Genomic DNA, 21,487 nt, shown 5'->3' with positions numbered 1-21,487 from the left:
CTTGAGCGCTAGTGCTCAAGCTTCTTGTTTTGACCTCAGATGTTCCTTATAAAAAGTAGATAGCAATTTAAAATTTGAGATGAAATGAACATGTAGATTCCGTAGTTGCAGATCAATCGTACTTCGTGAATGAAGACTCGAATGGTGTTTCAGTTCGTCAATTTCTTTTTCAAGACTTAATGTTTGCGTTAATAAGCTATGCAAATACTCTTTAGTACTTTCTGAATATTCTTCTTGAAACGCGAGGTTGATGAGTATATCTTTTGCTTCATTAACTTCAAATTCCATATCAGTTAACGATTTTCGTGTAATGGTTATAGAATCTTTGTCCACCAACCAAGGAAGTTCATACATTTGTAATAGATATTCAATATCATTCGTGGTCAAATCTTTAATCAATTCTTCTTTCCTTTGTTGGTTGAGACGAGGTTCATACTCCAATTTGAATGCTTTTAATTCCGATCTATAATCATTAATGAGTACGTGATCCCCATCATAGGAAATTGATTTATAAATATTAAGTGGTGAATAAGGAAATACCCAATTTATCAATAAGAATAAGAGGACAAATCCTAGAAAAATCTTCAAAGCACCTTTTTTCTTCATCCCCACTTTCCTCTCTATTTAAACAGTACTTTTACTTCTGTATCTTCTGGTGTCAGATGGACCTGAAGGCTTTTTAGGCTCTTTCGGATCACGTTTTTTTCTTGGTCGGAATAAAGCATAACTTAAACAGAAACCGATCGAACAAGTGATTCCATAGCCAAATACAGCAAACGTGTTCAGGCCTTCAAACTTAGCCCAGTAGAAAATGGTGAAGCGGTATATCAAAAGAAAAACAATACTTAGTGCTATATATAAAAGAAGATGGAACCTAAATTTCAGCCTCATTTTATCTTTAGAAGATTCAATAATAAATGCAATTGGCAATGTGCAGAAAAGAAAAAAGGGTAGAGCTGTAACAATCCCAAAGAATAGACCGAATAACACACCTTGTAGATCAAGCTTAAATGGATTTCCGCCTGGAATGGCAAAAAAGAACACAGCTCCACAAAGTACCGATATTACGGATGAAATGATGACTCTCATAACTATCTCCTAACTACTTGTTGAAGCTTTTCGTTCATGGCTTCTGAATCTTTATATTCGAACAATCCTAAGGAGTTCCCCCAAGGGTCGGAAAACGTAGCCCATCTAACAGGAACTTCAACACGGTCATAAATTTCAAAGTATTCCACATGTAAAACATCCATCAGTCGTTTTCGCTCAGCATCGAGATCGACTACTCCTAGACGAAGAGGTCCGTTGCCAACAGCTGGGTTCCCCTCAGCAACTTGCAGCCAACAGTTAGGAAGTAACTCCCATTCTGCGAATCCTTCATGTGGAGTGAAGTCAGGCTGACGGTTCAACAAAGTTTCATAATACTTTTGACCATCATCGAAATTCGATACTCGGACTTGAAATGTCATTTCATATATCATATGTAATTCTCCCTTACTTCATTTTGTTTTCTATTAAAAACGTTCTTAACGAGTCAGAGGTTTCATAACAGATTTTTTTATTTTTCGTACAGATGATTTCTTTTTTAGAATCATAAAGGAGTGTTGCTTTGATTTGTTCTCTACTGTATTCTTTAGACTCTTTCGATGTTTTTATGTTCAAAGAATAATCTGGATTGAGAAGATGAATCTTGACCCTTTTCATTGAACCGAGGGAGTTTGAAAAAAGTTCAGGATTCAATACCGTTAAAGTTTCATTTTTCTTAAGGTCCTTGACAATTACATGGTCAATTAATCCAAATTTTGTTTTAAAGGCTTGATTGATCTGAACTTCAACATGTGAACGTAATGGCGAAGAATCAACACAACCACTAAGAAACAAAATAAATAACATACATAAAAGTAAGTATATAGTTTTCATGGAAACTAAGATCCTTTACTTCTCTTGCTGATAAATGATAACAATAACTTTTTTTCGATGTTAGGAAGGTTTTCACTTAAACGAGCTGCAGCTATCGGAATCATCCAGCGATTTAAAGCTTTAGAAGAGAACTGGTAATGTCTAGTATAACTTTTTCTATAATACATAGCTAAAAATTTTCGTACATATAAAATAGTTATAAAATTTAGAAAAGATGTGCGGTCTTGTAACCCGCCGTAACGTAAGATGAGGAGGGTACGAGCTAAGTCTGCCATAGGATTGCCACTTGTAGCATCACACCAATCAATAATTACAGCTTCGTCTTTTGTAATTAAAATATTATCTGGATGAAAATCACCATGACATACACATTTACAAAGGGGGAGTTCTTCTAATTCTTTGATAATTCTTTTCTTGTCGTTCTCATTCAATTCTTTTACTGACATAATCTTTTGTTTTAAAACTTCAAATTGAGAGGGAAGAGTAGATAATTTCTTATCGTGAACACTTACTTGAAGAGCAGCCATCCTTTTTAAATGATAAAGTGTTTTTTTAGGTTGAGAACTTAATAGGCTCGTTAGCGTGGTTCCCTCGACCCTTCTATATATCAAGGCTCTTTTCCCAGAAATCGGATTACTCCATCTTACTTCGGGAACTGAAAGCCCTGATTGAAGAATAATTTTATTGATCGTATACTCATGCTCAATAAAATCACCAGATATGTGATCATGAAAAAGCTTTACAACTTCGGTTGGAGAAAAAATCATGACTTGCGCGGTACTTCCTTCACCAATTATTTGCTTGTGCTCCAAAGTATTTAACTCCTCTGCTGAAAATCTTCATATGGATAATTTTAACACATTAAAAAGAGATATAATGTACGAATATTTTGTTTGACTGACTGGTCATAACCCGAGTATACTAACTAGTGTTAATTATGACTAAGTGGTCATATGATACGAGTTATAAGAGTATCTATAACTTGGAAGAAACTGAAGCACGCTGCCTTCCCTTAAAAAGGAGTCTTTGGAGTAGAAGTACGGGCAATACTTAATTATGTGAAGCATTTAGTTGATGAAGGAAAAGAACCAATTTAAAAGCTTGGGCGAGTGAAGACTTACGTCCAGCTTATAAGGAGAAAGAAGAACATGGAGACAACTCAAAAACCGTTAAACACAAAATTGATATTAGCTGGTTTAATCATTGGTATGTTTTTTAGTGCTTTGGAACAAACGATTGTTGGTACAGCTATGCCAACGATTATTGCTGATCTTAACGGGTTTTCTATCTTTGCTTGGGTCACCACTGCCTATTTGATCACATCAACAACGGTTGTTCCAATCGTAGGTAAACTTTCTGACCTTTATGGACGCAGAAAGCTATATTTATTAGGAAACTTTATTTTTATACTAGGTTCAGCACTATGTGGAACAGCAAATTCTATGGAAGAACTCATCATTTATCGTGGGTTACAGGGAATCGGTGGCGGAATGATTATGCCACTTTCCCAAACAATCATCGGCGATATCTTTACAGCTGAACAACGTGCAAAATGGCAAGGAGTATTTGGTGCGATCTATGGACTAAGTTCTGTGATAGGTCCATTTATTGGTGGACTTATGGTTGATCATATCAGCTGGCACTGGATTTTCTTGATCAATGTACCTTTTGGTATCATTTCAACAGCTATGATCGTGATCGGAATGAAGAATGAATCGATCAGAGCGGCAGCAGGGAAAGTAAATATCGATTACTTTGGTATTTTCACACTCATTCCCGCCGTTGTATTACTTTTATTAGGACTTACATTTGGTGGAGATAAATTTGAATGGCAGTCTACAACAAGTTATTTGTTGTTTGGTGGAGTGATTGTTCTATTAGCGTTATTTATTACGATTGAAAAACGTGCTGTAGAACCTATTTTGAATCTGTCGCTCTTTAAGAATAGGGTATTTGCAACGACAAACATTTTAGGATTTTTGCTTGGTTTAGGTATGTTTGGAGCCATCATGTTCGTTCCGATGTACATGCAAGGAATATTAGGGGTGAGTCCGACAAAAGCAGGGTCGACGATGACTCCTATGATGATTGCGCTCATTACAGCAAGCATTATTGGTGGTCGTTTGTTATTGAAGCTAAAATTTAGAACAGTATTAACATCTGGCATGGCGATTACAGCCATTGGTTTCTTGTTAATGAGTACGATGGATGTTGATTCCAATGAATTTACGGCATACGCGTATATGGTGATTCTAGGATTTGGTATGGGTCTTGTAATGCCTACTCTCATGATTGCCGTACAAAACGAGTTTCCAAAATCTCAGCTCGGAGAAGTAACATCTGCTTCTACTTTCTTTCGTTCGATCGGAGGAACCATTGGGATAACGATCTTAAATGCGGTCATGAACCATTCACTTACAGATAAGATAAGTGAAGCAGCAAGTAGCGCTTCAAACCCCGTTCTTGGAAAAGCGCTTGAAGAGATCGGGAAGAAGACAGATGCGATGTTTGGGATCTTAATCAATCCAGATTTGTTACCACTTCCCGCCGATTTAAAAAGACCTGTCATTGAAACGATAAAAGACGTATGGTCAACTTCTTTCTCAAGCGTATTCTTAACAGGACTTATCTTTATCGGAATCGGCATATTTATTGCTTTATCGGTAGGGAACAGTCGTATTAAGAAAGAACCCATCGAGCAAAACACAGATCGTGAGGAAATTACTTCAAACCAGGCAGTTACAGAATAAACAACAACAAAGAGCTGATTCAAGATCAGCTCTTTTCATTTTGATTTCAATTGATTGGGCTTACCGTTGCTTATTCACCATCATATCTAAAAGTACAGAATCGGTCGTACTTGATGTTTCAACACCTAATCTGCAAAAATTCTCAATCGTCTTTTCAACATCTTCTTCAATAAATCCGTTTGTAGAGGGGATACACAATCCGTTCGATGCTAAGACAGCCGATTGAACAGCGGCACTTGAACAAGTTGCAACTTTCATAGCGCATCCAGCTTTTGCTCCATCACAAACCATTCCACTAACGTTGCCTAATGTATTCTGTATAGCAGCTTTCATCTTATCTAAGTTGTCATCCAGCAAGTAGGTGATCGCAGCAGATGCACTAGCGCCAGCGACAGTCACACCGCAAAGTGCAGACAATCGGCCAAATTTTGATTTCATATGAATCGAAAGAAGGTGGCTCAATGTCACAGCTCGTAACATTTTATCTTTTGTTACACCTAGTTTTTCAGCTGCGGCTACAACAGGCATCGTAACCGCGATTCCTTGATTTCCACTGCCGGAATTCGCCATTACCGGCATGGTAGAACCAGCCATTCGTGCGTCAGAACCAGCAGCAGATAACGCCATACTATACGTAGCTAGATCATCTGAAAGAACGCCCTTTTTTGTTTGTTCATACAACGTTTTTCCTACTTTTAAACCATAGTCATTCGAAAGACCTTCTTTACTTATCGCAGTATTTAACTCGACACTTCGTTTGACAAGATCTAATCGATGAAGTGGAACTTCTGTAATGAACGCATAAAGGTCTTCAATCGTTAACTCAGGGTTATCAGCTTTATTAGAGCTAGATGATGACCCAGGTCTTGATTTATCTACTAGTACTTTTCCGTTTTGAGAAATATAGCTTATGTTTGTATGCTCACCAGAGATCACAACGATCACTTCCTCTGATGAAGTTTTTAACTCGACTTCAATAAATAGCTTTTCAGGACCATCTGCAGTTGCAACCGAAACCATTCCGCTCTGAACGATCCTGATCGCTTCTTCTTCCTCAGTAAGCGTAACCCCTTCAAGTACTTGAAGACCTTTTGCAGGATCTCCTGAAATCATACCGAGAGCTGCTGTGAAATCGATACCTGTATGATTCATGCCGGGAATTCCTACAGTTAAAGCGTTCTTGATAACATTGCCGCTCGCTTTAACAGAGATCGACGTTACCGGTTCGCTTATATATTCTTTGGCAGTAGCGGACGCGAGAGCGATGGCAACAGGTTCCGTGCATCCGAGTGCCACGACGAGTTCTTTTTCAAGAAGCCTAATAATGTTTTCGGTGATCATAGATTTACCCTCTTCCCCAAAAGTTTCTCTTCCTTAACAATAACGGTTAATTTCTTCAAAAAGAAGAGGAAAGTCTTATCAATTTTTAAAGTCCCTCCTAATGTTTTTAGACCTTAAATGGTTATTTATGTTAACATTTATTACAAACAAATCGCTGAGGTGAAACGATGGAGTTCTTTATTTTCATTATTTTAGTCGTATTTTTGTTCGACGCTGCAAAAATTCGAAAACAAAATGAGACGGTTATTTTGCAGAATGAAAAAATGATTGCACTACTAGAAGAGATAAAGAATAAATAAATTACTCATCTTTATAAAGGTTAAAAAATTGATAATGATCTTTGCCCGTAATCTTTAATACGAGTTTTTTGTTTTCTTTTAACCAATTAATCTCCCTATCAAAAGTCACGGTTATTTGGTTTGGAAACTGATTCATCGAAAAGGTATATTCGCCAATCTCTGTTTGCTTTTTTTCTTGACCATAAGCTGTATTGAGCGTGAACGTCAGTTCTTCCGGTAGACTGTTTTTACCTTCAATATGTGTGAGCTTTAATTGGTTGGTTTTATCAATAGAAAACGACGCTTGCCAGTAATCATTTTCTCCAGAATAAATGATTCCGTCATTTATGGATGTTGGTCCCTTGGTACTTGAAGTTGGAGCTGAATCTTTAAAGAAGATCGTTAAAACAGAAACAAATCCTATTAATAAAACAGCAGCTAAAATAAGCTTCTTTTTCATCCTCCACCGTCCCTCTCATCCACTACATAACAGTGTATTCTTTATTTAATGATGAATTCCTTGTTTCAATCATTACTAAGAACGGAGGCAGATTTGTGAATATCAGAATGTATGAGAGCCATGATTTTCAGGATGCAATGGAGTACTGCTTACCACCAGAACAAGCATTATTTACATCTATGCCTGTTGAGGTCCTTAAAACGTTTCAATGTGATATCTTTAATCAGCCTTTTGTCGTTTACGCTGACCAACAACTTGTAGGTTGGTTTGCTTTATATACAGATGGTTCCGGTAATATGTATACAAATAATAAGCAGGCAATTTTATTAAAATCATTTTCGATTGATGCTAGGTTTCAAAAGAGAGGATTTGCGCAAGACTCTCTACAATTACTACCGAAACTCGTGAAGGAGCATTACAAGGATAAGAGTGAGATCATATTAACCGTTCATGAAACAAACCATGCGGCGATATCTCTTTATAGAAAAGTGGGATTCATCCATAAAGGTGAAAACTACCATGGGGAATATGGCATAGAGATGATTTTTCATATGAGTCTTTAGACCTTTACAAAGTCTTAACCAAACTTTAACACCACTCCTTAGTAAATATTGTAATAATTTCTATACATAGACAAAAGGGGTGGCAGGTTTGAAGAAGGTCATACAACAGTGCATGAAGCAGATGAAGAGGATAACAGTTTTTAAGAACATCAAAGGGTTTAAGAATATAAAGATTAAAAGTCAATTAAAATTTCCTAAACAGCTTAAGTTCAAACTAAACCTACAGACAAAATTATTATTAATGATGATCTCATTGGTTGTCTTAACGATTTCCATCGTAGGAGTATTTAGCTATAACAAAGCATCAGATACTACCAGAACAATCATTGAAAACCGTTTGGAACGGGAAACAGAAACAACTTATGACATTGCAAAAAATCTTAAGTTCAGTTTTATTCGAGACGAAGAAATGTTTAACAAACGCTTGGCTGAAAGTATTAATACACAGTATGTGGGCCTTCAGCAAGATGATATGAAAGCGAATATCTTCTTAATGCAAAATGGAACGCTTACACCGTATAAGACGAATGGAAAAGACACTTTCTCTTTGTCTTCAGGAAGCAAAAAGCAAATTAGTGACTTAGAAAATGGTGTGCTGCACGCGGAAGTTCAGGATAAGGCGTATACACTAGCGTTTAAGCAGATTCAAGAGTTGAACGGAATCTACGTGATCGCCATAGAAACAGAAAGTTACATGCAGTCGGTTTACGAACTTAGAAACTTTATAGCGGTTGCGGTTATCATTAGTATTCTTTTAACTGCTTTGGTAATCATATTCTTAATTAGAAGCATCACTTCACCTTTATCGGCGCTTGGCCACATCATGAAGCGTGTTCAAAAGGGTGACTTTCAAAATAATGTTGATTATCAATCTAGACATATTGAGATTCAGAGATTAATTGAGAGCTTCAATCAAATGATGATTTTTATCAGAAATGTTCATGTGCAGATTCAGCAAATCTCAGGTGAACTAACCTCACAAGGCAACAAACTCGAACATACTTACAGTGAGGCGAATCACTATAATGAGCAACTTGTTAAAACGATAGAGAATGTAATGACTGGTGCAAAAGAAACAGCGATAAGTTCAGAGCATAGTGTGCGGCTTTTCTCGGATATGCAAGAAAAAGTAAGTGAGCTGAATAACACAGTTGTGTCGGTGATGGATGAGTTTTCAGCTATGAATCAAAACGCTATTTCCGGCCAAGAAAAAGTGGATGAGTTAGTAGGGGAAATTCATGATAATCATGACCGGTTCGTCCAACTAAACAAAATCATTGATGAGATGGGCACATATTCGAGCCACTCTCAGAATGTCATTTCTACGATTAAAGAGATTTCTGAACAAACCAAACTGCTAGCATTAAACGCTCGAATTGAAGCGGCAAGAGCAGGAGAAGCAGGAAGAGGTTTTGCAGTAGTTGCGGATGAGGTAGGCAAATTAGCAGACCAATCGAGTAAAGCGGCGGCAGATATTATTGCGACAGTAAACCAAATGAACCAAACAGCCTTACAAGCAATTCAGGAGTCGAGCCTTCTTGGAGAAGCAAATCTCTCCCATGTGCAGAAAGTAAAGGATACGACTGGATTCATTCAATATTTAATGAATTCAGTAGTAGACAATAATGAACGAATGGGTGAAATGAGTGTTGCTCTTCAAGAATTAAAAGTTGCTTTGCCTGAGATAGAAATGGCAGCAATTCAATTTTCAAGCATTTCCCAAGAAACTCTAGCGAGTTCTGAAGAAATGTCTATAACTTCAATTAAACAAATTGAAAAGATTAAACAGGCGTATCTCGTTGGAGCTAAGCTGTCCAGTCTGTCTCAGCAATTGACGGAGGAAAGTCAGTTTAAACATGTGAGTGAAGAAAAAGAAACAGCATAAATGAGGAAAGTGACGGGGAATGGTGATCCGTCACTTTTTTAGGTTTTAGGTGGTTTATTATTTAGGTTTTAACTTATAGTTGAAACCTAAAGGCGTTTTAAAAGTATATGGTTACAAATCTCTCAAATAATATTAGATAATAAAGTAATAATTACTTCATGATATACTTAATGAACAATCTAATAGAATAAATTTACATACATCATAGATTAGGGAGGAATAAATCATGTTTAATAGTGAAGCTGAATTAGTTCTACCTGCAAAAGCGTCTTTAGGTGAAGGACCGTGCTGGGACTCGGAACAAGGCGTCTTATATTGGGTTAGTATTTTAGATAAAAAGGTAAACATTTACGATCCACGCTCTCATCAAAATCGAGAGATTCAACTAGATCAGATGGTAGGAACGGTTGTACCGAGGGAGTCAGGTGGTGTAGTCGTAGCTCTTCAGAACGGATTCTTTTTTCTAGATCTTAACACAGAAAAACTTACAGCTATTGTTGACCCTGAACAAGAGCTTCCTGAGAATCGCTTTAATGATGGGAAGTGTGACCCGTTCGGTAGGTTTTGGGCAGGCACGATGAGTTTAAGTGAAGAAGCTGAAAAAGGCTCTCTTTATTGTTTAGATCACGATCTTCATGTGGAAAAGAAGCGAGAAAATTTAACGATTTCGAATGGTTTGGCATGGTCGTCTGATCAATCGTATATGTATCTAATTGATACACCAACGAAAAAAGTAACGAGATTCCAATATGATCTTCAAACAGGCCGCATCCAAGACACAACAGAAGTGATTTCCTTTCCAGAAGGGGTAGGTGCTCCAGATGGAATGACGATTGATGAAGAGGGCATGCTTTGGATCGCTCATTGGGGCGGTGCACAAGTCTCCCGGTGGAACCCAGAAACAGGCGAACAGCTATCTTCTATTCCCATTCCTTCATTAAATGTTACATCATGTACGTTTGGCGGAGAAAATATGGACGAGTTGTATGTAACAACAGCTAGGAAAAATACAAGTGCAGAGAACCTTGAAAGATTTCCAGAAGCGGGCGGGTTGTTTAAAGTAAGACCAGGTGTTAAAGGAATGCCAGCATATTCTTTCAAAGGATAAAAGCAGGACAGCGTTATTAAACGCTGTTTTTTTTTTGATTAACAAAAACTTGCAATCATCGGTCGTCGTCTAATAATAAGAGAGGGGGGATTGGTATGGAAAACATGTTAATTGAAGTAATCTCGGCTGAAGATAAAGAGCACATATTGAATGAAGCTATGAATGAGTATGGACAAGACTTGCTGCAGTTGGTTTATTCTTATGTGAACCATACAAGCATTGCTGAAGATTTAACACAAGATATCTTTGTTAAGTGTTATAACGCATTGCATACATATAACGGAAAATCAAAATTTAAAACATGGCTATGGCGAATTGCCATTAACCATTGTAAGGACTTTTTGAAAAGCTGGTACAAAAATAGAGTTATCGCCACCGATGAGGAGCCTTCTTTTTATCGAACTGAGGTGGATGTCGTTGAGCACGAAGTCATTCAAAAAGAAGATGACGAGAACTTAATCCATGCAATTATGCAGCTGGAAATCAAATATAGAGAGGTGATTTATCTTTTTTATTATGAGGAGCTGTCTATTAAAGAGATCGCTTTAGTCACTGAAGTGAGTGACAATACAGTCAAAACAAGAATGCGCCGAGCTAAAGAACTATTGAAAATATGTTTGGAGGGTTAGGGATGGAGAACCGATTAAAAAACTTAAAGAAAATCATGGACGAAAAAACCTTTTCGCAAGTAAGGTTCACCGAAAAGCATCGCGAAACCATACAGAATAAATGGAGTAATCAAGAAGATAAGGAACAGATTGTATTAAATATTTTGCAGTTGTTGAACCAAGAAAAGACAGGTTATCAGCTAGCGAACTTACTTCTTGCACGCGGGGTAAAACAATTTGATGACAATGAAGGATCTCTCTATGTATTGTTGCACCGTTTAGAGAGTAAAGGAGTCGTTCAATCTGGATGGCTATCGAAAGAGAAAACAAAGTATTATCAGTTAACAAGTAAAGGTAAAAGATTATTAAAGCAAGCAGAGCATAAGGAAAAACAATCATCAATCATTCTGCAGCAGTTGATAGGAGGAGCGGAATGGAAAATCGCACAAAGTCGTTTCTAAACGAAGTTACGAGTCAGATTCGTTCAAAGGAAGCAAAAGAACAAGTTTCTACTGAGTTGAATTATCATATGAAAGAAGCAAAAATGCGATGGGTAAATAAAGGTTACTCTGATGTGGATGCCGAACAAAAAGCGATTGAGCAGATGGGAAGCCCAATCACACTAGGTATTCAGTTAAACCAGATTCATCGTCCAAGAATTGATTGGGTCTTGCTCGCGTTATTGACTTCTGTACTCTTACTAGGATTTCTACCTGTACTCTCTCTGGGGTATGATAGCAATCATTACTTTTTAATGAGAAAGATCATATTGGTTGTCCTTGGCATGATTGTGGCTTTAGGTCTGATGTTTGTTGATTATCGGAAGTTAGTAAGGTGGGGATGGGTGTTTTATGGGGTAGGTACTGTGTTGCTGCTATCTTTGCTCTTCTTTTCGAGTGGTACGATTAATGGGAAGCCATTCTTACTAATCGGAGAGCTAACAATTGAAAGCATTGCTGTACTTCCATTCTTTATGATTGCCTGGGCTTCTTTCTTGAATCGAGATTCCTTTAAAGTTTATCAATTCATACTCTTATTCTTGGTTTCGCTGTTCTTATTCTTCATGATACCAAGTATCGCAACAACTTACTTGTATTTTGCCATGGTCCTGTCCATGCTATGGTGGAGCAAATTTTCCAATCGGCAAAAAGGTGTTTTTTCAGGCATTACGGTGAGTTCATTATTATTAATTGGTATTTTCTCTTGGCAGTATCAACCGGATTATATAAAAGATAGAATGATAGGTTTTCTGAATCCTGAAAAAGTAGCTGATGGAGCAGGTTATCAGGTGCTTCAGATTCAGAAGTTAATATCTGGAGCAGGATGGTTCGGGGGAAATAAGAGTATTCAACAGTTCATACCTTCAGCACACACTGATTTTGCATTTGTAAGCATCACGTATCACTATGGCTGGATAGCAGCGATTGTTCTTATACTTATCCTTTTATTAATACTTGCAAGAGTGGTTATCGCGACGCAGCAAGTTAGAGATTATTTTGGAAAACTTCTGATCATAGGCAGCTTATCTTTATTACTTTTTCAAATGGTGAGTAATATCGGCATGGCGTTCGGATTTTTCCCTCTTACTAGCATGTCACTGCCGTTTATTAGTTACGGGTTGGTTCCCATTCTATTAAACGCTATCTTGATTGGAATAGTGCTAAGTGTTTATCGCAGGAAGGATATAAGCAGGTCAGCTCTTTAATAAATTTCTTTAGTGGCGTTGTCGATTTTGAGGGTTTCCGTTCGTTGTATACTTAAAAGAAGAAAAAATAGTTTCTGCATACAAGGAGGAAACGGCTATGCTATTCATGCTGATTGTTAAAGCTTCAAAAAATTCAGAAGGTGGTAACCGCCCGAATGAAGAGCTTAATGAAGCGATGCGAAAGTACAATGAAGAATTAGTTAAAGCTGGCGTCCGGGTTCTTGCTAAAGGATTACACCCAAGTTCAAATGGTATGCGAATCTCTTATCTGCATCCAGGAGAAAAACCAGTGGTTACGGACGGACCGTTTACTGAAACGAAGGAATTGATCGCTGGGTTTATTCTGATTGATGTGAACTCTAGGGAAGAAGCCGTTGAATGGGCGATGAAGATGCCAGATCCACAAGGAAACGGAGAAGGTCAGATCGAATTAAGGCAAGTATTTGAGTGATTTTTGTTCCCACCTCTAAAATGGATAGATTGCAAAAGAACCTCTCTTACATAAGAGGTTCTTTTCTTATGTTATAAATGAAAATTATTGATTTTATTTATTTTAGAAGGTAATATAGTTAAAAATACTACGAAATGAAGGTTTTGGGTTATGGATGCATTTGATAGAAAATTGATACATCTGCTTCAAAAAAACGCGAGAATGAAATGGGCAGACTTAGCGGCACAGGTAGGTCTATCCGCCCCAGCTACCGCTGAACGTGTCAACCGCTTGATGGAAAATGGTGTGATCAAAGGATTTGGTGCAAGAATTGAAGCTGATAAAGTGGGAAGTGAACTCACAGCTTTTGTTGCTGTTTCATTGGAACGTCCAGAGCATCGCGCTCCATTCTTAGCACGTATTGAAGAGTTAATAGAAGTGATGGAATGTCATCACATCGCGGGAGAAGATGATTACTTATTAAAAATTAGATCTCGGAATACGAAGGATTTAGATCGAATCATTAGTTACGAAATAAAAGGACTAACAGGGGTTGTTCGTACCAAAACAACGATTGTGATGGATACGACAAAAGAGTCGATTGAAGTTCCTTTGCAACCGCATGTCTTTTCAGGTGAATAAAAGGTGCTTTACGAACTTTATTTAAAAGGCTTAATCATGGGAATTTCAATAGCGGCTCCAGTTGGGCCAATCGGTGTATTATGCATGCAGCGCACATTAACGCAAGGTCGTGTGGTGGGAATCGTTTCGGGATTGGGTGCAGCATGTGCAGATTTCATTTACGGTTTGATTGCTGGGCTTGGTCTTACGATGGTTTCTCAATTCATAATGAGCCGACAATCCTGGATTCAACTTATTGGAGGGCTGTTCCTATTCTATTTAGGTCTGAAGATTTTATGTGCTAAAGCAACACCTATTAATGGAACACCTCGAAAGAGTAGTCTTTCCTCCGCCTTTTTTACAACCTTTCTACAAACATTAACGAATCCCATGACCATACTATCTTTTGCAGCCATATTCGCTGGGTTAGGTATCGTTAATACTCACACAAGTGCTATTTCCTCTACCACTTTGATTGTTGGAATCTTTTGCGGATCGGCTGCTTGGTGGATCTTTTTAACAACTACAGTAAGTATGATGAGGAGAAGAATGAATCAGCAGCACATGGCTATGATAAATGTTATCTCAGGAATTATTATATGTTTGTTCGGTATGTTTTCACTTATACGTTTAATGATTGGATCGTGAGTTTTTAATGTTATTACTAAAGAGTATTATTCTAGGTTTTTCTATATCCGCTCCAGTTGGGCCGATTGGTCTGCTTTGTATACAAAGAACGCTATCCCAAGGAAAGTCGGCGGGATTTTTAACTGGTTTTGGAGCAGTAACAGCTAACATTGTTTATGCAAGCATTGCAGTATTAGGCTTTTCAGCTGTGTCATCTTTATTGATCCAATACGAAATGTTGCTAAAAATTATCGGTACCATTTTTTTACTCTACCTAGGGGTGAAAACATTCTTAAAGAAAGTACCAACTCAAGCCGCTCAGTTAGCAGGGGAAAGCAAGTGGATGATGTTTTTCTCGACGTTCTTCTTAATGATTACGAACCCTGTTACAATTTTGAATTTTACAGCAATGTTTGCAGGTCTCGGGTTTGGTGAGAGTGAGATGTCATTACAAATTGCATTGCTCTTAATAAGCGGTGTATTTATCGGTGCTACCTGTTGGTGGATGTTCTTAAGCATAGTTGTAAGCCTGTTAACAAAAAGTATTCAGCCCCACTTAGGTACCATCAACAAAGGAGCAGGATTATTAATCATAGGCTTAGCTTTAGCGAATATCCTAGCGTAACGGTAAAAAAATAAATATTCCGAAAATTATATTTACTTTTATATCCATTTGTTTTACAATACAAAAGGTAAGGAAAAAATTTCAAGATAAGGAGGCGTTGGACATGATTAATTTTTTAGACACTACACAATCAACTTTATATTGTCCAATACACAACCTTCTTAATGAGACCTCAATCTGTTAATGAAACGTGAATCAGAGCCTCAGGATGTGTATACATTCTGGGGCCTTTTTATGTATTTTTGTACGAAAAGTCACCCTTCTATTTCGGGGTGGCTTTTTATTTTGAAGAAGCTGTATAGAACATGATTCAAAAAATTAGGAAACGAAACAACGACGGTACGATATTAAAAAAGCGGAGGTTAGAAAAATGGAAGTATTGAACACGCAGATTACCGATCAGATTACAATTGTGGAATATGATCCGAGCTATGCAGCAGCAGTCGCTGAAATGTGGAATAAAAGTCAAGATGGCTGGGGCGGCGGCAACTCGATCATGACGGAAGAACAAGTATTGAAGAAAGAATCGAACTCATCAAACCTCCATTTATATCTTGCACTCGATGGAGATAAGGTCGTAGGCTATTGCAGTTTAGGGGAATATCGCGAAGATGAAGGAGCTCTCTACATCCCGTTATTGAATGTAAGAGGAGATTATCATGGTAAGAAGATTGGTAAAAAGCTTGTACTAAAAGCGCTAGAAAAAGCGATTGAAATGAAGTGGCCTCGTTTGGATCTATATACATGGCCAGGGAATACAAAAGCTGTTCCACTATATAAAAAATGCGGCTTTTTCTGGGAAGATCGGGATGACACGACACACCTTATGAATTTCATGCCTTCTGTGATGCAGACAGAGGCGGTTTTAGATTACTTTACAGATGGAAAATGGTATGAAAACAGTACACGTACGTTTGAAACCATCCCTGATGGAAGCAACGATAATGAATTTCATTTTTATGAGTATGCTTGGAATCATAAGACTCTAGGTAACTTGAAGATGGAATTTGAGCGTTTTGGAAGAGGACTTCGCTCCATCGAAACAGACGATTATAAAATTTTAGCGGATGTTGAACACTTTAATCTTGTTTTTGGGTCTGAATACAAGATTCGATACCACATGATTAATAAAACAGGTAAGCCGTTAACCGTAGAGATCCAAGGTGTGGACGATAAGAACATTCAGTTTGTGACTTCAAAAAAAATCACAGTTCACAAGGAAGAAGAGATTGAGATTCCTTTTGTGGTAAATCCGATTGCTGAAGATCAAAGTGTATGGAGAACGCACCCAGCTGTTACTTCACAATTACTAATCAATGGGAAAAAAGCGCAATTTAGAGTAGGGATTCGTCCTAAGTATCCCGTTAAGTTAAGTTGTAACACGCCAGGTAACCTTAGTTTTGTTGGTCGTTCTTCTCAACTTTATTTTAACTTTGAAAACAATTTTGATGAACAAGTAACATTTAGCTTTGAACTTCCATCATCAGAATTGGTTACCATAAAGAATCGAAATGTGAGTGTTACTTTGGGATCTAAAGGAAAGCAATCGGTATCTGTTCCTTTCATGATAAAAAAGAATGGATTTTACTCTGCCGAAGTCTAAATCTCCGCAACGAAATCCAATGGAGATACCGTTACTTTTACGAAAAAGCTAGGTGTAGCATTACAGGGAATTGGAGCTAAATTCGCTGGAGAATGTGATGATTTTTATTACGTATGCAACGGACAATATACAATAAAACTAGATAAGTTCAACAACTGGATCGCACCTGTTAAAGGTGATGTGGATTACAAATTGGCTTTCATGGTGCCACAGCTCGGTAAACCTTTCTCAGAAGAGATAACGCGACTTCGTCCTGAGAAAATTGAACCGTTGCAAGAAGATGGTTACGCAGGATTAAGAGCAACTTTTCAATCACAGGCTTTTCCAGAATTACAGCTTGCAACTGTTGTGAGATTGTACGGTGAAGGTCTAGTAGAAAGGTACGATGAAGTCACAAATATAAGCGATGTAGAAACTGCCGCTGAAGTATGGCTGAATACGCCAATTATGTGTCCTATGTTAGATAAAGGTGTATTGCCTTACGAGGGAAAATACGTTGAACTAAATGATTCGATGGGATCTGGCTTATCTTATTGGAATCCTAGTAAACTTACGGAAAACTGGCTTTTTCTTCGTGGAAATAATAACCCTAGAGGTATTTCATGGCCCAGAGAAGGGAAGGTGAATTTCTCCAGTTGGTTCATGTATTTTGAGAATAAGTTAGGGAGGTTAGCTCCTCAAGAAACCGTTGCTACAGAACCAATCACCATGACAATTGGTGCTTTCCGTGATTGGCAATCTTTCAGAGAATTTGCGACGCAAAAAAATGATAAGCCAGCTAGTTTGACCAATCACATGAACGTATCGGTTAACGGTGGAAATCCTTTTATTGATAATGGTGAGTGCAAAGCTGTTGTAAGAGATTATAAGTCTTCGTTTTTGAACGGGTTTATTGAAATGAAGTTAGATGATGAGATTCTGCAGAGTCACCTATTCGCTTCAGATGAAGAGCTAACACAGGCCGAATTTGATATTGAAATACCTGATAATAAAGGGATACTTGTCTTAACTTCTAAAATGAATTTAGGTGCTGTTCATGTTACACGGCAATCAGCCGCTTTTGTAGTGAAGGATCAACCTGTTCGGTTGGAAAAGTCGATAAAAGAAGGTCTCGAAGTGTACTCCGTAGATAATGGAGAAATGAAGATTTTTGCTTCAGCACAGTTCGCACCATCATTGTTCTCTCTTCAATACAGAGACCAAGAGTGGATGGATTCACCGTTTCCAAAACCTACACCAAAATCGTGGTGGAATCCTTGGTTCGGCGGTATCGCAGGCCTCCTGCAAGGCATGAGTCTTCATTCCTTACTAAAAGAAGAAAGCACTGTTGAATTTGTAGAGAAGAAAGATAACAAGGGGAATGAGTGGAAAGGTCTTAAAATAACTACCCATTATAAAAAACACGAGACGTTTAAAGGTATTCAAATTCACAAATACTTCTTGATGCTGCCAGGAGTACCAGTACTCTGTCATACAACGGAAATTGTCCAGAACATGGAGAGTTACTTGGATGGTAAGAACTTTTACACAGGATGTTTCCTAAATCCAGGACCAGAGCCTGCTAGGAGCTGGGGAAGCTTTCAAGCTGAAAATGGGGAGTGGACCATGGTTTCGGGTGCGAAAGGTGAGCAGGATATGACAGTAGAACGCAGCGTGATTTACGGATCTGATGATCATGAGAACCTGCTTCAAATTGTAGCGGACCAAAACGCTACACAAGTTGCTTCTTATATCAATTTAGAAGTCATTGAACTTGGGTACTCAGAAAAGGTGAGCCTTGCGCACGGTGCTAAGCAATACACGTCACCTGTGTTTTATGTGTTCAATGATAAAGTGATTCCAGATACAGCATTAGAAGATCTGAAGAAAATTAAATTCAACTAGAAAGGGCGAACTCATGAAAATTATTGATGCACACATGCATTTTTCAAACATTGAAAGTTTTAAACATACGGCACAGAACCTTTCTAAACTTGACTATTCGTATGAAGGAATCATCAAAGAGTATCGAGAATCTGGCGTAGTGCTTGGCATCGCGATGGGGTTAACAGAAAAAGAGGTAGAGGGTTTTCCAGACCCTCTAGCCCCAACTCCAATGGGTATCGATCTGGATAAGCAAATCCCTGAAAACGTCGTGTATTGTGCAGGCATCAACCCGTATTACTTAGGTGAGAGTGAAAGGATACAGCTTGAAGAAACGGTGCAGCGGCCTGAAGTTGTTGGTATTAAGATCTACCTCGGTTATTACCCATACTATGCGTATGATGAGGTGTATCAGCCAGTTTATAAACTAGCAGCTAAATACGGTTTGCCTGTCGTTTTTCACACAGGTGATACCTATTCAGAGCGTGGTTTGTTGAAGTACTCACATCCCCTTACGCTAGACGAAGTAGCAGTTATGCACCGTGACGTAAATTTCATGATGGCGCATTTCGGCGATCCATGGACGTTAGACGGAGCAGAAGTTGTTTACAAGAATCGTAATATGTATGCCGATCTGTCGGGGCTAGTGGTTGGAACAAGAGAAGATATTACAAGATACAAAGATTCACCACGATTCTTTAATCACTTGCGCCATGCTTTAACGTTCACAGACAACTATGAAAAGTTCTTGTTCGGAACAGACTGGCCACTTGTGCCAGTGCAGCCTTATATTGACTTTATAAAAGAGATCATTCCTGAAAAATATCATGAAGAGGTTTTTTATAACACGGCGGTAAAGATTTTCCCGAAGATTAAGGCGTTTTTAAAATAATATACAGTTGTGAGAGGGGTGATGCCAATGGTACGAATCTGCGGTTTTTATATGAAGTATTTTACTAGATTACGAGCTGAAAGAAGGGATCACCACTATGATATCCGGAAAAAAAGTAGAGTTACGACCCGTTTCACTTGAAGATCATAAGCGAACCTACCACTGGCGAAATGATAAAGAAACCGCTACATTTGATGCAGGTTCTGGTTATTATCGATATAGTCATGTGCCACTGGAACAGATCGAGGCAAGCTATGAAAAGGATATTCGTACCATTGATAAACGTGAAGTAGGAGAGTTCTCGATCTATACAAGAGGGGAAGACGCCCGTCATATTGGTTCGATCGGATACCGAAGCCTAGATATAATCTCACGACGATGTGTAGTAGGAATCGGGATTGGTGAGAAGGAACTTTGGGGTAAAGGATATGGAACAGATGCGTTAAGAGCCTTACTTCATTATCTATTTCATACAATGAATTTAAAGCGTGTCCAACTGGATACATGGAGTGGTAATGTACGCGCGATACGCGCCTATGAGAAGTGCGGTTTTGTGATTGAAGGTCGTCTCAGAAATGATGCTTATATTGATGGGAAGTATTATGACACTATTGTTCTGGGGATTTTGAGGGAGGAGTTTTATAATAAAGAAAGTTGAATGAAATGGCATTTTAATATTGAATTAATTAGGGGTATTCATGACAGAGTTAATTAGAATAGGAATTTTAACAATACTAGGTTCACAAGCATCATACTTTATTTTGCTTATTTTTTTATATGGTACGATGATGCATTGGTATGAATGGAGTACTTTCCCTAATCCAACTAATGTTTTTGAGAAAACAGTCAACTTTTTAACAGCACTTGTATTCGGCTTAGCTTATTGGGCGGGTCTAAAAGTAAAAAAGCAAAAGTGGTATTTCAGGCCGTTGCATCTAATAGGTTATTTAATTGTTTATACAATCCTTGCTATCATTACTTATAAGTTATTAAATGCAATCCTTACTTATATTGAAATGAATATTTGATTTAATGACTGAATTAATTAGATTAACAATGATATTTGTTTTAACTACTCAAGGTGGATATTTTCTAGCTATCTTCTTAGCTGGTCATACCATGATTGAATGGTATGAATGGAGCATACTACCAAACCCAAACAAGAATATTTTGGTCAGCGTCATTAATGGTTTCACAGCTGGTTTTATTGGTATTGCCTAATGGGCTGGGAAAAGGGTAGATCATCATAATTGGTTTGTAAAAAGAGTATATCTTTTAGGATATGCAATTTTGTTTATTTTAGCTTCAGTTACTTTTTATCAAACTGTTGATTATTTTTTTAGGTTAATAGAATTTAAGGAATTTTAATTGTCGTTTTAAGAGTATACTTAAATGAGGTTACGGATGATAGAATTAATACGAATTGGCCTAGCAGGTATTTTAGCATCACAAGCTGCCTATTTTTTTTCGTTAATAGTTTTATATCAAGTGATGATGGATTGGTACGAATGGGGAACTTTCCCGGATCCGAGTAATATTTTTGAAAAAACCGTGAATTTCTTAACGGCACTCGTATTTGGTGTCGCTTATTGGGCAGGTTTAAAAGTAAAAAAGCGAAAGTGGTTTCTGAGACCAGTGCTACTAGGCGGTTATTTATTTCTTTATATTATCCTTGCAATGATTGCCTTTAAACTGATAAATTCTGTTCTCATTTACCTCGAGAGGAATGTTTTTCTGTAATGACCGAACTAGTAAGAATTGGTTTGATGGCGATACTAGGAACGCAAGGAGCTTACTTTTTAGCCATATTTTTAGCAGGAAACACGATGATTGATTGGTACGAATGGGGCACGTTTAGGAAGGCAGATACCTTTTTTACTAAAACAGTCAATGTGCTCTCGGCTCTTTTAATGGGCATCGCTTATTGGTCAGGGAAGAGAGTCAATCATCATAATTGGTTTGTAAAAAGAATTTATCTTTTAGGATATGCTTTTCTTTATACAATTGCAGGAATAATCTTTTATGAATTATGTGATTATGTTTTAAGGTTCATTGAGAAACATTAAAGAATGGATTATAACAACCTCCAATCAAACAAGATTTGGGGTTGTTATTTTTTTATATCTCAAAATGCTTTGACAACTTCCACAATACTGATTATACTAATAAAAATTTAACAATTTATGGCTATGAAGAGAAAAGTAGTTA

27 protein-coding genes and 1 other annotated feature (1 of these 28 only partly in view) are annotated in these 21,487 nt (G+C 37.7%); of the genes, 20 read left to right on the top strand and 7 right to left on the bottom strand.

Features of this window, described 5'->3' with window-relative positions:
* Nucleotides 1-15 precede the first annotated feature (15 nt).
* Genes ACFS5O_RS18985 through ACFS5O_RS18965 form a run of 5 tightly spaced genes read right to left on the bottom strand, consistent with a single transcriptional unit; the run spans nucleotide 16 to nucleotide 2,732 of the window.
* Nucleotides 16-606 (bottom strand): hypothetical protein, encoded by a 591-nt coding sequence (locus tag ACFS5O_RS18985; RefSeq protein ID WP_205725563.1) that lies wholly within the window; start codon nucleotides 604-606, stop codon nucleotides 16-18.
* An 18-nt stretch (nucleotides 607-624) separates the two neighbouring features.
* Entirely contained in the window at nucleotides 625-1,089 is a 465-nt protein-coding gene (locus ACFS5O_RS18980) for a hypothetical protein (protein ID WP_205725564.1), read from the bottom strand.
* Between the two features lie 2 nt (nucleotides 1,090-1,091).
* Nucleotides 1,092-1,481, bottom strand: a complete 390-nt coding sequence (locus tag ACFS5O_RS18975; protein ID WP_205725565.1) for a VOC family protein — start codon at nucleotides 1,479-1,481, stop codon at nucleotides 1,092-1,094.
* A 13-nt stretch (nucleotides 1,482-1,494) separates the two neighbouring features.
* Entirely contained in the window at nucleotides 1,495-1,920 is a 426-nt protein-coding gene (locus ACFS5O_RS18970) for a hypothetical protein (protein WP_205725566.1), read from the bottom strand.
* Between the two features lie 5 nt (nucleotides 1,921-1,925).
* A complete protein-coding gene (locus ACFS5O_RS18965; protein ID WP_205725567.1) occupies nucleotides 1,926-2,732 on the bottom strand; it encodes a phosphotransferase family protein in 807 nt (268 codons plus the stop codon).
* A gap of 336 nt (nucleotides 2,733-3,068) precedes the next feature.
* Between ACFS5O_RS18965 and ACFS5O_RS18960 the strand changes: the two genes are divergently transcribed.
* Entirely contained in the window at nucleotides 3,069-4,670 is a 1,602-nt protein-coding gene (locus tag ACFS5O_RS18960) for an MDR family MFS transporter (RefSeq protein ID WP_205725568.1), read from the top strand.
* A gap of 60 nt (nucleotides 4,671-4,730) precedes the next feature.
* On the opposite strand, the gene ACFS5O_RS18955 is transcribed toward ACFS5O_RS18960, so the two are convergent.
* Nucleotides 4,731-6,011, bottom strand: a complete 1,281-nt coding sequence (locus ACFS5O_RS18955) for an L-cysteine desulfidase family protein (protein WP_205725569.1) — start codon at nucleotides 6,009-6,011, stop codon at nucleotides 4,731-4,733.
* 167 nt (nucleotides 6,012-6,178) lie between these two features.
* On the opposite strand from ACFS5O_RS18955, the gene ACFS5O_RS18950 reads away from it, so the two are divergent.
* On the top strand, nucleotides 6,179-6,310 hold the full coding sequence (locus ACFS5O_RS18950; protein WP_255548969.1) for a hypothetical protein: 132 nt from the start codon (nucleotides 6,179-6,181) through the stop codon (nucleotides 6,308-6,310).
* A gap of 1 nt (nucleotide 6,311) precedes the next feature.
* Here ACFS5O_RS18950 and ACFS5O_RS18945 read toward each other — a convergent pair whose 3' ends face one another.
* Nucleotides 6,312-6,749, bottom strand: a complete 438-nt coding sequence (locus ACFS5O_RS18945) for a hypothetical protein (RefSeq protein WP_205725570.1) — start codon at nucleotides 6,747-6,749, stop codon at nucleotides 6,312-6,314.
* Nucleotides 6,750-6,844: 95 nt separating this feature from the next.
* Between ACFS5O_RS18945 and ACFS5O_RS18940 the strand changes: the two genes are divergently transcribed.
* The 18 genes from ACFS5O_RS18940 to ACFS5O_RS18855 all read left to right on the top strand — a co-directional run bounded on the left by ACFS5O_RS18940 (nucleotide 6,845) and on the right by ACFS5O_RS18855 (nucleotide 21,345).
* Entirely contained in the window at nucleotides 6,845-7,312 is a 468-nt protein-coding gene (locus ACFS5O_RS18940; RefSeq protein ID WP_318300157.1) for a GNAT family N-acetyltransferase, read from the top strand.
* Between the two features lie 88 nt (nucleotides 7,313-7,400).
* Nucleotides 7,401-9,197: a methyl-accepting chemotaxis protein gene (locus ACFS5O_RS18935; protein WP_205725571.1), complete on the top strand. Its 1,797-nt coding sequence runs from the start codon at nucleotides 7,401-7,403 to the stop codon at nucleotides 9,195-9,197.
* Nucleotides 9,198-9,423: 226 nt separating this feature from the next.
* Entirely contained in the window at nucleotides 9,424-10,305 is an 882-nt protein-coding gene (locus ACFS5O_RS18930; RefSeq protein WP_205725572.1) for an SMP-30/gluconolactonase/LRE family protein, read from the top strand.
* A gap of 95 nt (nucleotides 10,306-10,400) precedes the next feature.
* Nucleotides 10,401-10,934: a sigma-70 family RNA polymerase sigma factor gene (locus ACFS5O_RS18925; RefSeq protein WP_205725573.1), complete on the top strand. Its 534-nt coding sequence runs from the start codon at nucleotides 10,401-10,403 to the stop codon at nucleotides 10,932-10,934.
* Nucleotides 10,935-10,936: 2 nt separating this feature from the next.
* A complete protein-coding gene (locus ACFS5O_RS18920) occupies nucleotides 10,937-11,374 on the top strand; it encodes a PadR family transcriptional regulator (protein WP_205725574.1) in 438 nt (145 codons plus the stop codon).
* Nucleotides 11,347-12,618 carry an FtsW/RodA/SpoVE family cell cycle protein gene (locus tag ACFS5O_RS18915; RefSeq protein ID WP_205725575.1) on the top strand — a complete coding sequence of 424 codons (1,272 nt, stop codon included), beginning with the start codon at nucleotides 11,347-11,349 and terminating at the stop codon, nucleotides 12,616-12,618. The genes ACFS5O_RS18920 and ACFS5O_RS18915 overlap by 28 nt, the downstream gene beginning before the upstream one ends.
* Nucleotides 12,619-12,715: 97 nt before the next feature.
* Entirely contained in the window at nucleotides 12,716-13,069 is a 354-nt protein-coding gene (locus tag ACFS5O_RS18910) for a YciI family protein (RefSeq protein ID WP_205725576.1), read from the top strand.
* Between the two features lie 150 nt (nucleotides 13,070-13,219).
* The gene (locus ACFS5O_RS18905) at nucleotides 13,220-13,690 is read left to right on the top strand and encodes an Lrp/AsnC family transcriptional regulator (protein WP_205725577.1); all 471 of its coding nucleotides are present in this window, start codon (nucleotides 13,220-13,222) and stop codon (nucleotides 13,688-13,690) included.
* A 3-nt stretch (nucleotides 13,691-13,693) separates the two neighbouring features.
* A complete protein-coding gene (locus tag ACFS5O_RS18900) occupies nucleotides 13,694-14,317 on the top strand; it encodes a LysE family translocator (RefSeq protein WP_318300158.1) in 624 nt (207 codons plus the stop codon).
* Nucleotides 14,318-14,324: 7 nt separating this feature from the next.
* Nucleotides 14,325-14,921, top strand: a complete 597-nt coding sequence (locus ACFS5O_RS18895) for a LysE family translocator (RefSeq protein ID WP_205725578.1) — start codon at nucleotides 14,325-14,327, stop codon at nucleotides 14,919-14,921.
* A 370-nt stretch (nucleotides 14,922-15,291) separates the two neighbouring features.
* Complete coding sequence (locus ACFS5O_RS18890; RefSeq protein WP_205725579.1) at nucleotides 15,292-16,524, top strand: GNAT family N-acetyltransferase; 1,233 nt, start codon at nucleotides 15,292-15,294, stop codon at nucleotides 16,522-16,524.
* A 180-nt stretch (nucleotides 16,525-16,704) separates the two neighbouring features.
* The gene (locus ACFS5O_RS18885; protein WP_205725580.1) at nucleotides 16,705-18,408 is read left to right on the top strand and encodes a hypothetical protein; all 1,704 of its coding nucleotides are present in this window, start codon (nucleotides 16,705-16,707) and stop codon (nucleotides 18,406-18,408) included.
* Nucleotides 18,409-18,421: 13 nt separating this feature from the next.
* Nucleotides 18,422-19,279 (top strand): amidohydrolase family protein, encoded by an 858-nt coding sequence (locus tag ACFS5O_RS18880; RefSeq protein WP_205725581.1) that lies wholly within the window; start codon nucleotides 18,422-18,424, stop codon nucleotides 19,277-19,279.
* 97 nt (nucleotides 19,280-19,376) lie between these two features.
* On the top strand, nucleotides 19,377-19,937 hold the full coding sequence (locus tag ACFS5O_RS18875) for a GNAT family N-acetyltransferase (RefSeq protein ID WP_205725582.1): 561 nt from the start codon (nucleotides 19,377-19,379) through the stop codon (nucleotides 19,935-19,937).
* A 40-nt stretch (nucleotides 19,938-19,977) separates the two neighbouring features.
* A complete protein-coding gene (locus tag ACFS5O_RS18870; RefSeq protein WP_205725583.1) occupies nucleotides 19,978-20,307 on the top strand; it encodes a hypothetical protein in 330 nt (109 codons plus the stop codon).
* 4 nt (nucleotides 20,308-20,311) lie between these two features.
* Nucleotides 20,312-20,500 carry a hypothetical protein gene (locus ACFS5O_RS18865; RefSeq protein ID WP_205725584.1) on the top strand — a complete coding sequence of 63 codons (189 nt, stop codon included), beginning with the start codon at nucleotides 20,312-20,314 and terminating at the stop codon, nucleotides 20,498-20,500.
* A gap of 183 nt (nucleotides 20,501-20,683) precedes the next feature.
* On the top strand, nucleotides 20,684-21,019 hold the full coding sequence (locus ACFS5O_RS18860) for a hypothetical protein (RefSeq protein ID WP_205725585.1): 336 nt from the start codon (nucleotides 20,684-20,686) through the stop codon (nucleotides 21,017-21,019).
* Nucleotides 21,019-21,345, top strand: coding sequence for a hypothetical protein (locus ACFS5O_RS18855; RefSeq protein ID WP_205725586.1), 327 nt, complete (start codon nucleotides 21,019-21,021; stop codon nucleotides 21,343-21,345). Before ACFS5O_RS18860 ends, ACFS5O_RS18855 begins: the two co-directional genes overlap by 1 nt.
* 114 nt (nucleotides 21,346-21,459) lie before the next feature.
* Nucleotides 21,460-21,487 (top strand) — a binding site (T-box leader) (it continues 245 nt past the right edge of the window).

This window comes from Fictibacillus nanhaiensis (assembly GCF_042686385.1).
GTDB lineage: Bacteria > Bacillota > Bacilli > Bacillales > Fictibacillaceae > Fictibacillus > Fictibacillus nanhaiensis.
The sequence above is the reverse complement of the archived record's forward strand: the minus strand, read 5'-3'. Positions and strand labels throughout refer to the sequence as shown.

What these genes read in the sequence shown, in the direction of transcription:
- ACFS5O_RS18925 (WP_205725573.1), top strand. Translation starts at nt 10,401, where the DNA reads ATGGAAAACATGTTAATTGAAGTAATCTCGGCTGAAGATAAAGAGCAC.
- ACFS5O_RS18920 (WP_205725574.1), top strand. Translation starts at nt 10,937, where the DNA reads ATGGAGAACCGATTAAAAAACTTAAAGAAAATCATGGACGAAAAAACC.
- ACFS5O_RS18915 (WP_205725575.1), top strand. Translation starts at nt 11,347, where the DNA reads ATGGAAAATCGCACAAAGTCGTTTCTAAACGAAGTTACGAGTCAGATT.
- ACFS5O_RS18970 (WP_205725566.1), bottom strand. Translation starts at nt 1,920, where the DNA reads ATGAAAACTATATACTTACTTTTATGTATGTTATTTATTTTGTTTCTT.
- ACFS5O_RS18945 (WP_205725570.1), bottom strand. Translation starts at nt 6,749, where the DNA reads ATGAAAAAGAAGCTTATTTTAGCTGCTGTTTTATTAATAGGATTTGTT.
- ACFS5O_RS18870 (WP_205725583.1), top strand. Translation starts at nt 19,978, where the DNA reads ATGACAGAGTTAATTAGAATAGGAATTTTAACAATACTAGGTTCACAA.
- ACFS5O_RS18975 (WP_205725565.1), bottom strand. Translation starts at nt 1,481, where the DNA reads ATGATATATGAAATGACATTTCAAGTCCGAGTATCGAATTTCGATGAT.
- ACFS5O_RS18950 (WP_255548969.1), top strand. Translation starts at nt 6,179, where the DNA reads ATGGAGTTCTTTATTTTCATTATTTTAGTCGTATTTTTGTTCGACGCT.
- ACFS5O_RS18890 (WP_205725579.1), top strand. Translation starts at nt 15,292, where the DNA reads ATGGAAGTATTGAACACGCAGATTACCGATCAGATTACAATTGTGGAA.
- ACFS5O_RS18865 (WP_205725584.1), top strand. Translation starts at nt 20,312, where the DNA reads ATGACTGAATTAATTAGATTAACAATGATATTTGTTTTAACTACTCAA.
- ACFS5O_RS18980 (WP_205725564.1), bottom strand. Translation starts at nt 1,089, where the DNA reads ATGAGAGTCATCATTTCATCCGTAATATCGGTACTTTGTGGAGCTGTG.
- ACFS5O_RS18910 (WP_205725576.1), top strand. Translation starts at nt 12,716, where the DNA reads ATGCTATTCATGCTGATTGTTAAAGCTTCAAAAAATTCAGAAGGTGGT.
- ACFS5O_RS18895 (WP_205725578.1), top strand. Translation starts at nt 14,325, where the DNA reads ATGTTATTACTAAAGAGTATTATTCTAGGTTTTTCTATATCCGCTCCA.
- ACFS5O_RS18875 (WP_205725582.1), top strand. Translation starts at nt 19,377, where the DNA reads ATGATATCCGGAAAAAAAGTAGAGTTACGACCCGTTTCACTTGAAGAT.
- ACFS5O_RS18905 (WP_205725577.1), top strand. Translation starts at nt 13,220, where the DNA reads ATGGATGCATTTGATAGAAAATTGATACATCTGCTTCAAAAAAACGCG.
- ACFS5O_RS18985 (WP_205725563.1), bottom strand. Translation starts at nt 606, where the DNA reads ATGAAGAAAAAAGGTGCTTTGAAGATTTTTCTAGGATTTGTCCTCTTA.
- ACFS5O_RS18955 (WP_205725569.1), bottom strand. Translation starts at nt 6,011, where the DNA reads ATGATCACCGAAAACATTATTAGGCTTCTTGAAAAAGAACTCGTCGTG.
- ACFS5O_RS18930 (WP_205725572.1), top strand. Translation starts at nt 9,424, where the DNA reads ATGTTTAATAGTGAAGCTGAATTAGTTCTACCTGCAAAAGCGTCTTTA.
- ACFS5O_RS18855 (WP_205725586.1), top strand. Translation starts at nt 21,019, where the DNA reads ATGACCGAACTAGTAAGAATTGGTTTGATGGCGATACTAGGAACGCAA.
- ACFS5O_RS18960 (WP_205725568.1), top strand. Translation starts at nt 3,069, where the DNA reads ATGGAGACAACTCAAAAACCGTTAAACACAAAATTGATATTAGCTGGT.
- ACFS5O_RS18880 (WP_205725581.1), top strand. Translation starts at nt 18,422, where the DNA reads ATGAAAATTATTGATGCACACATGCATTTTTCAAACATTGAAAGTTTT.
- ACFS5O_RS18860 (WP_205725585.1), top strand. Translation starts at nt 20,684, where the DNA reads ATGATAGAATTAATACGAATTGGCCTAGCAGGTATTTTAGCATCACAA.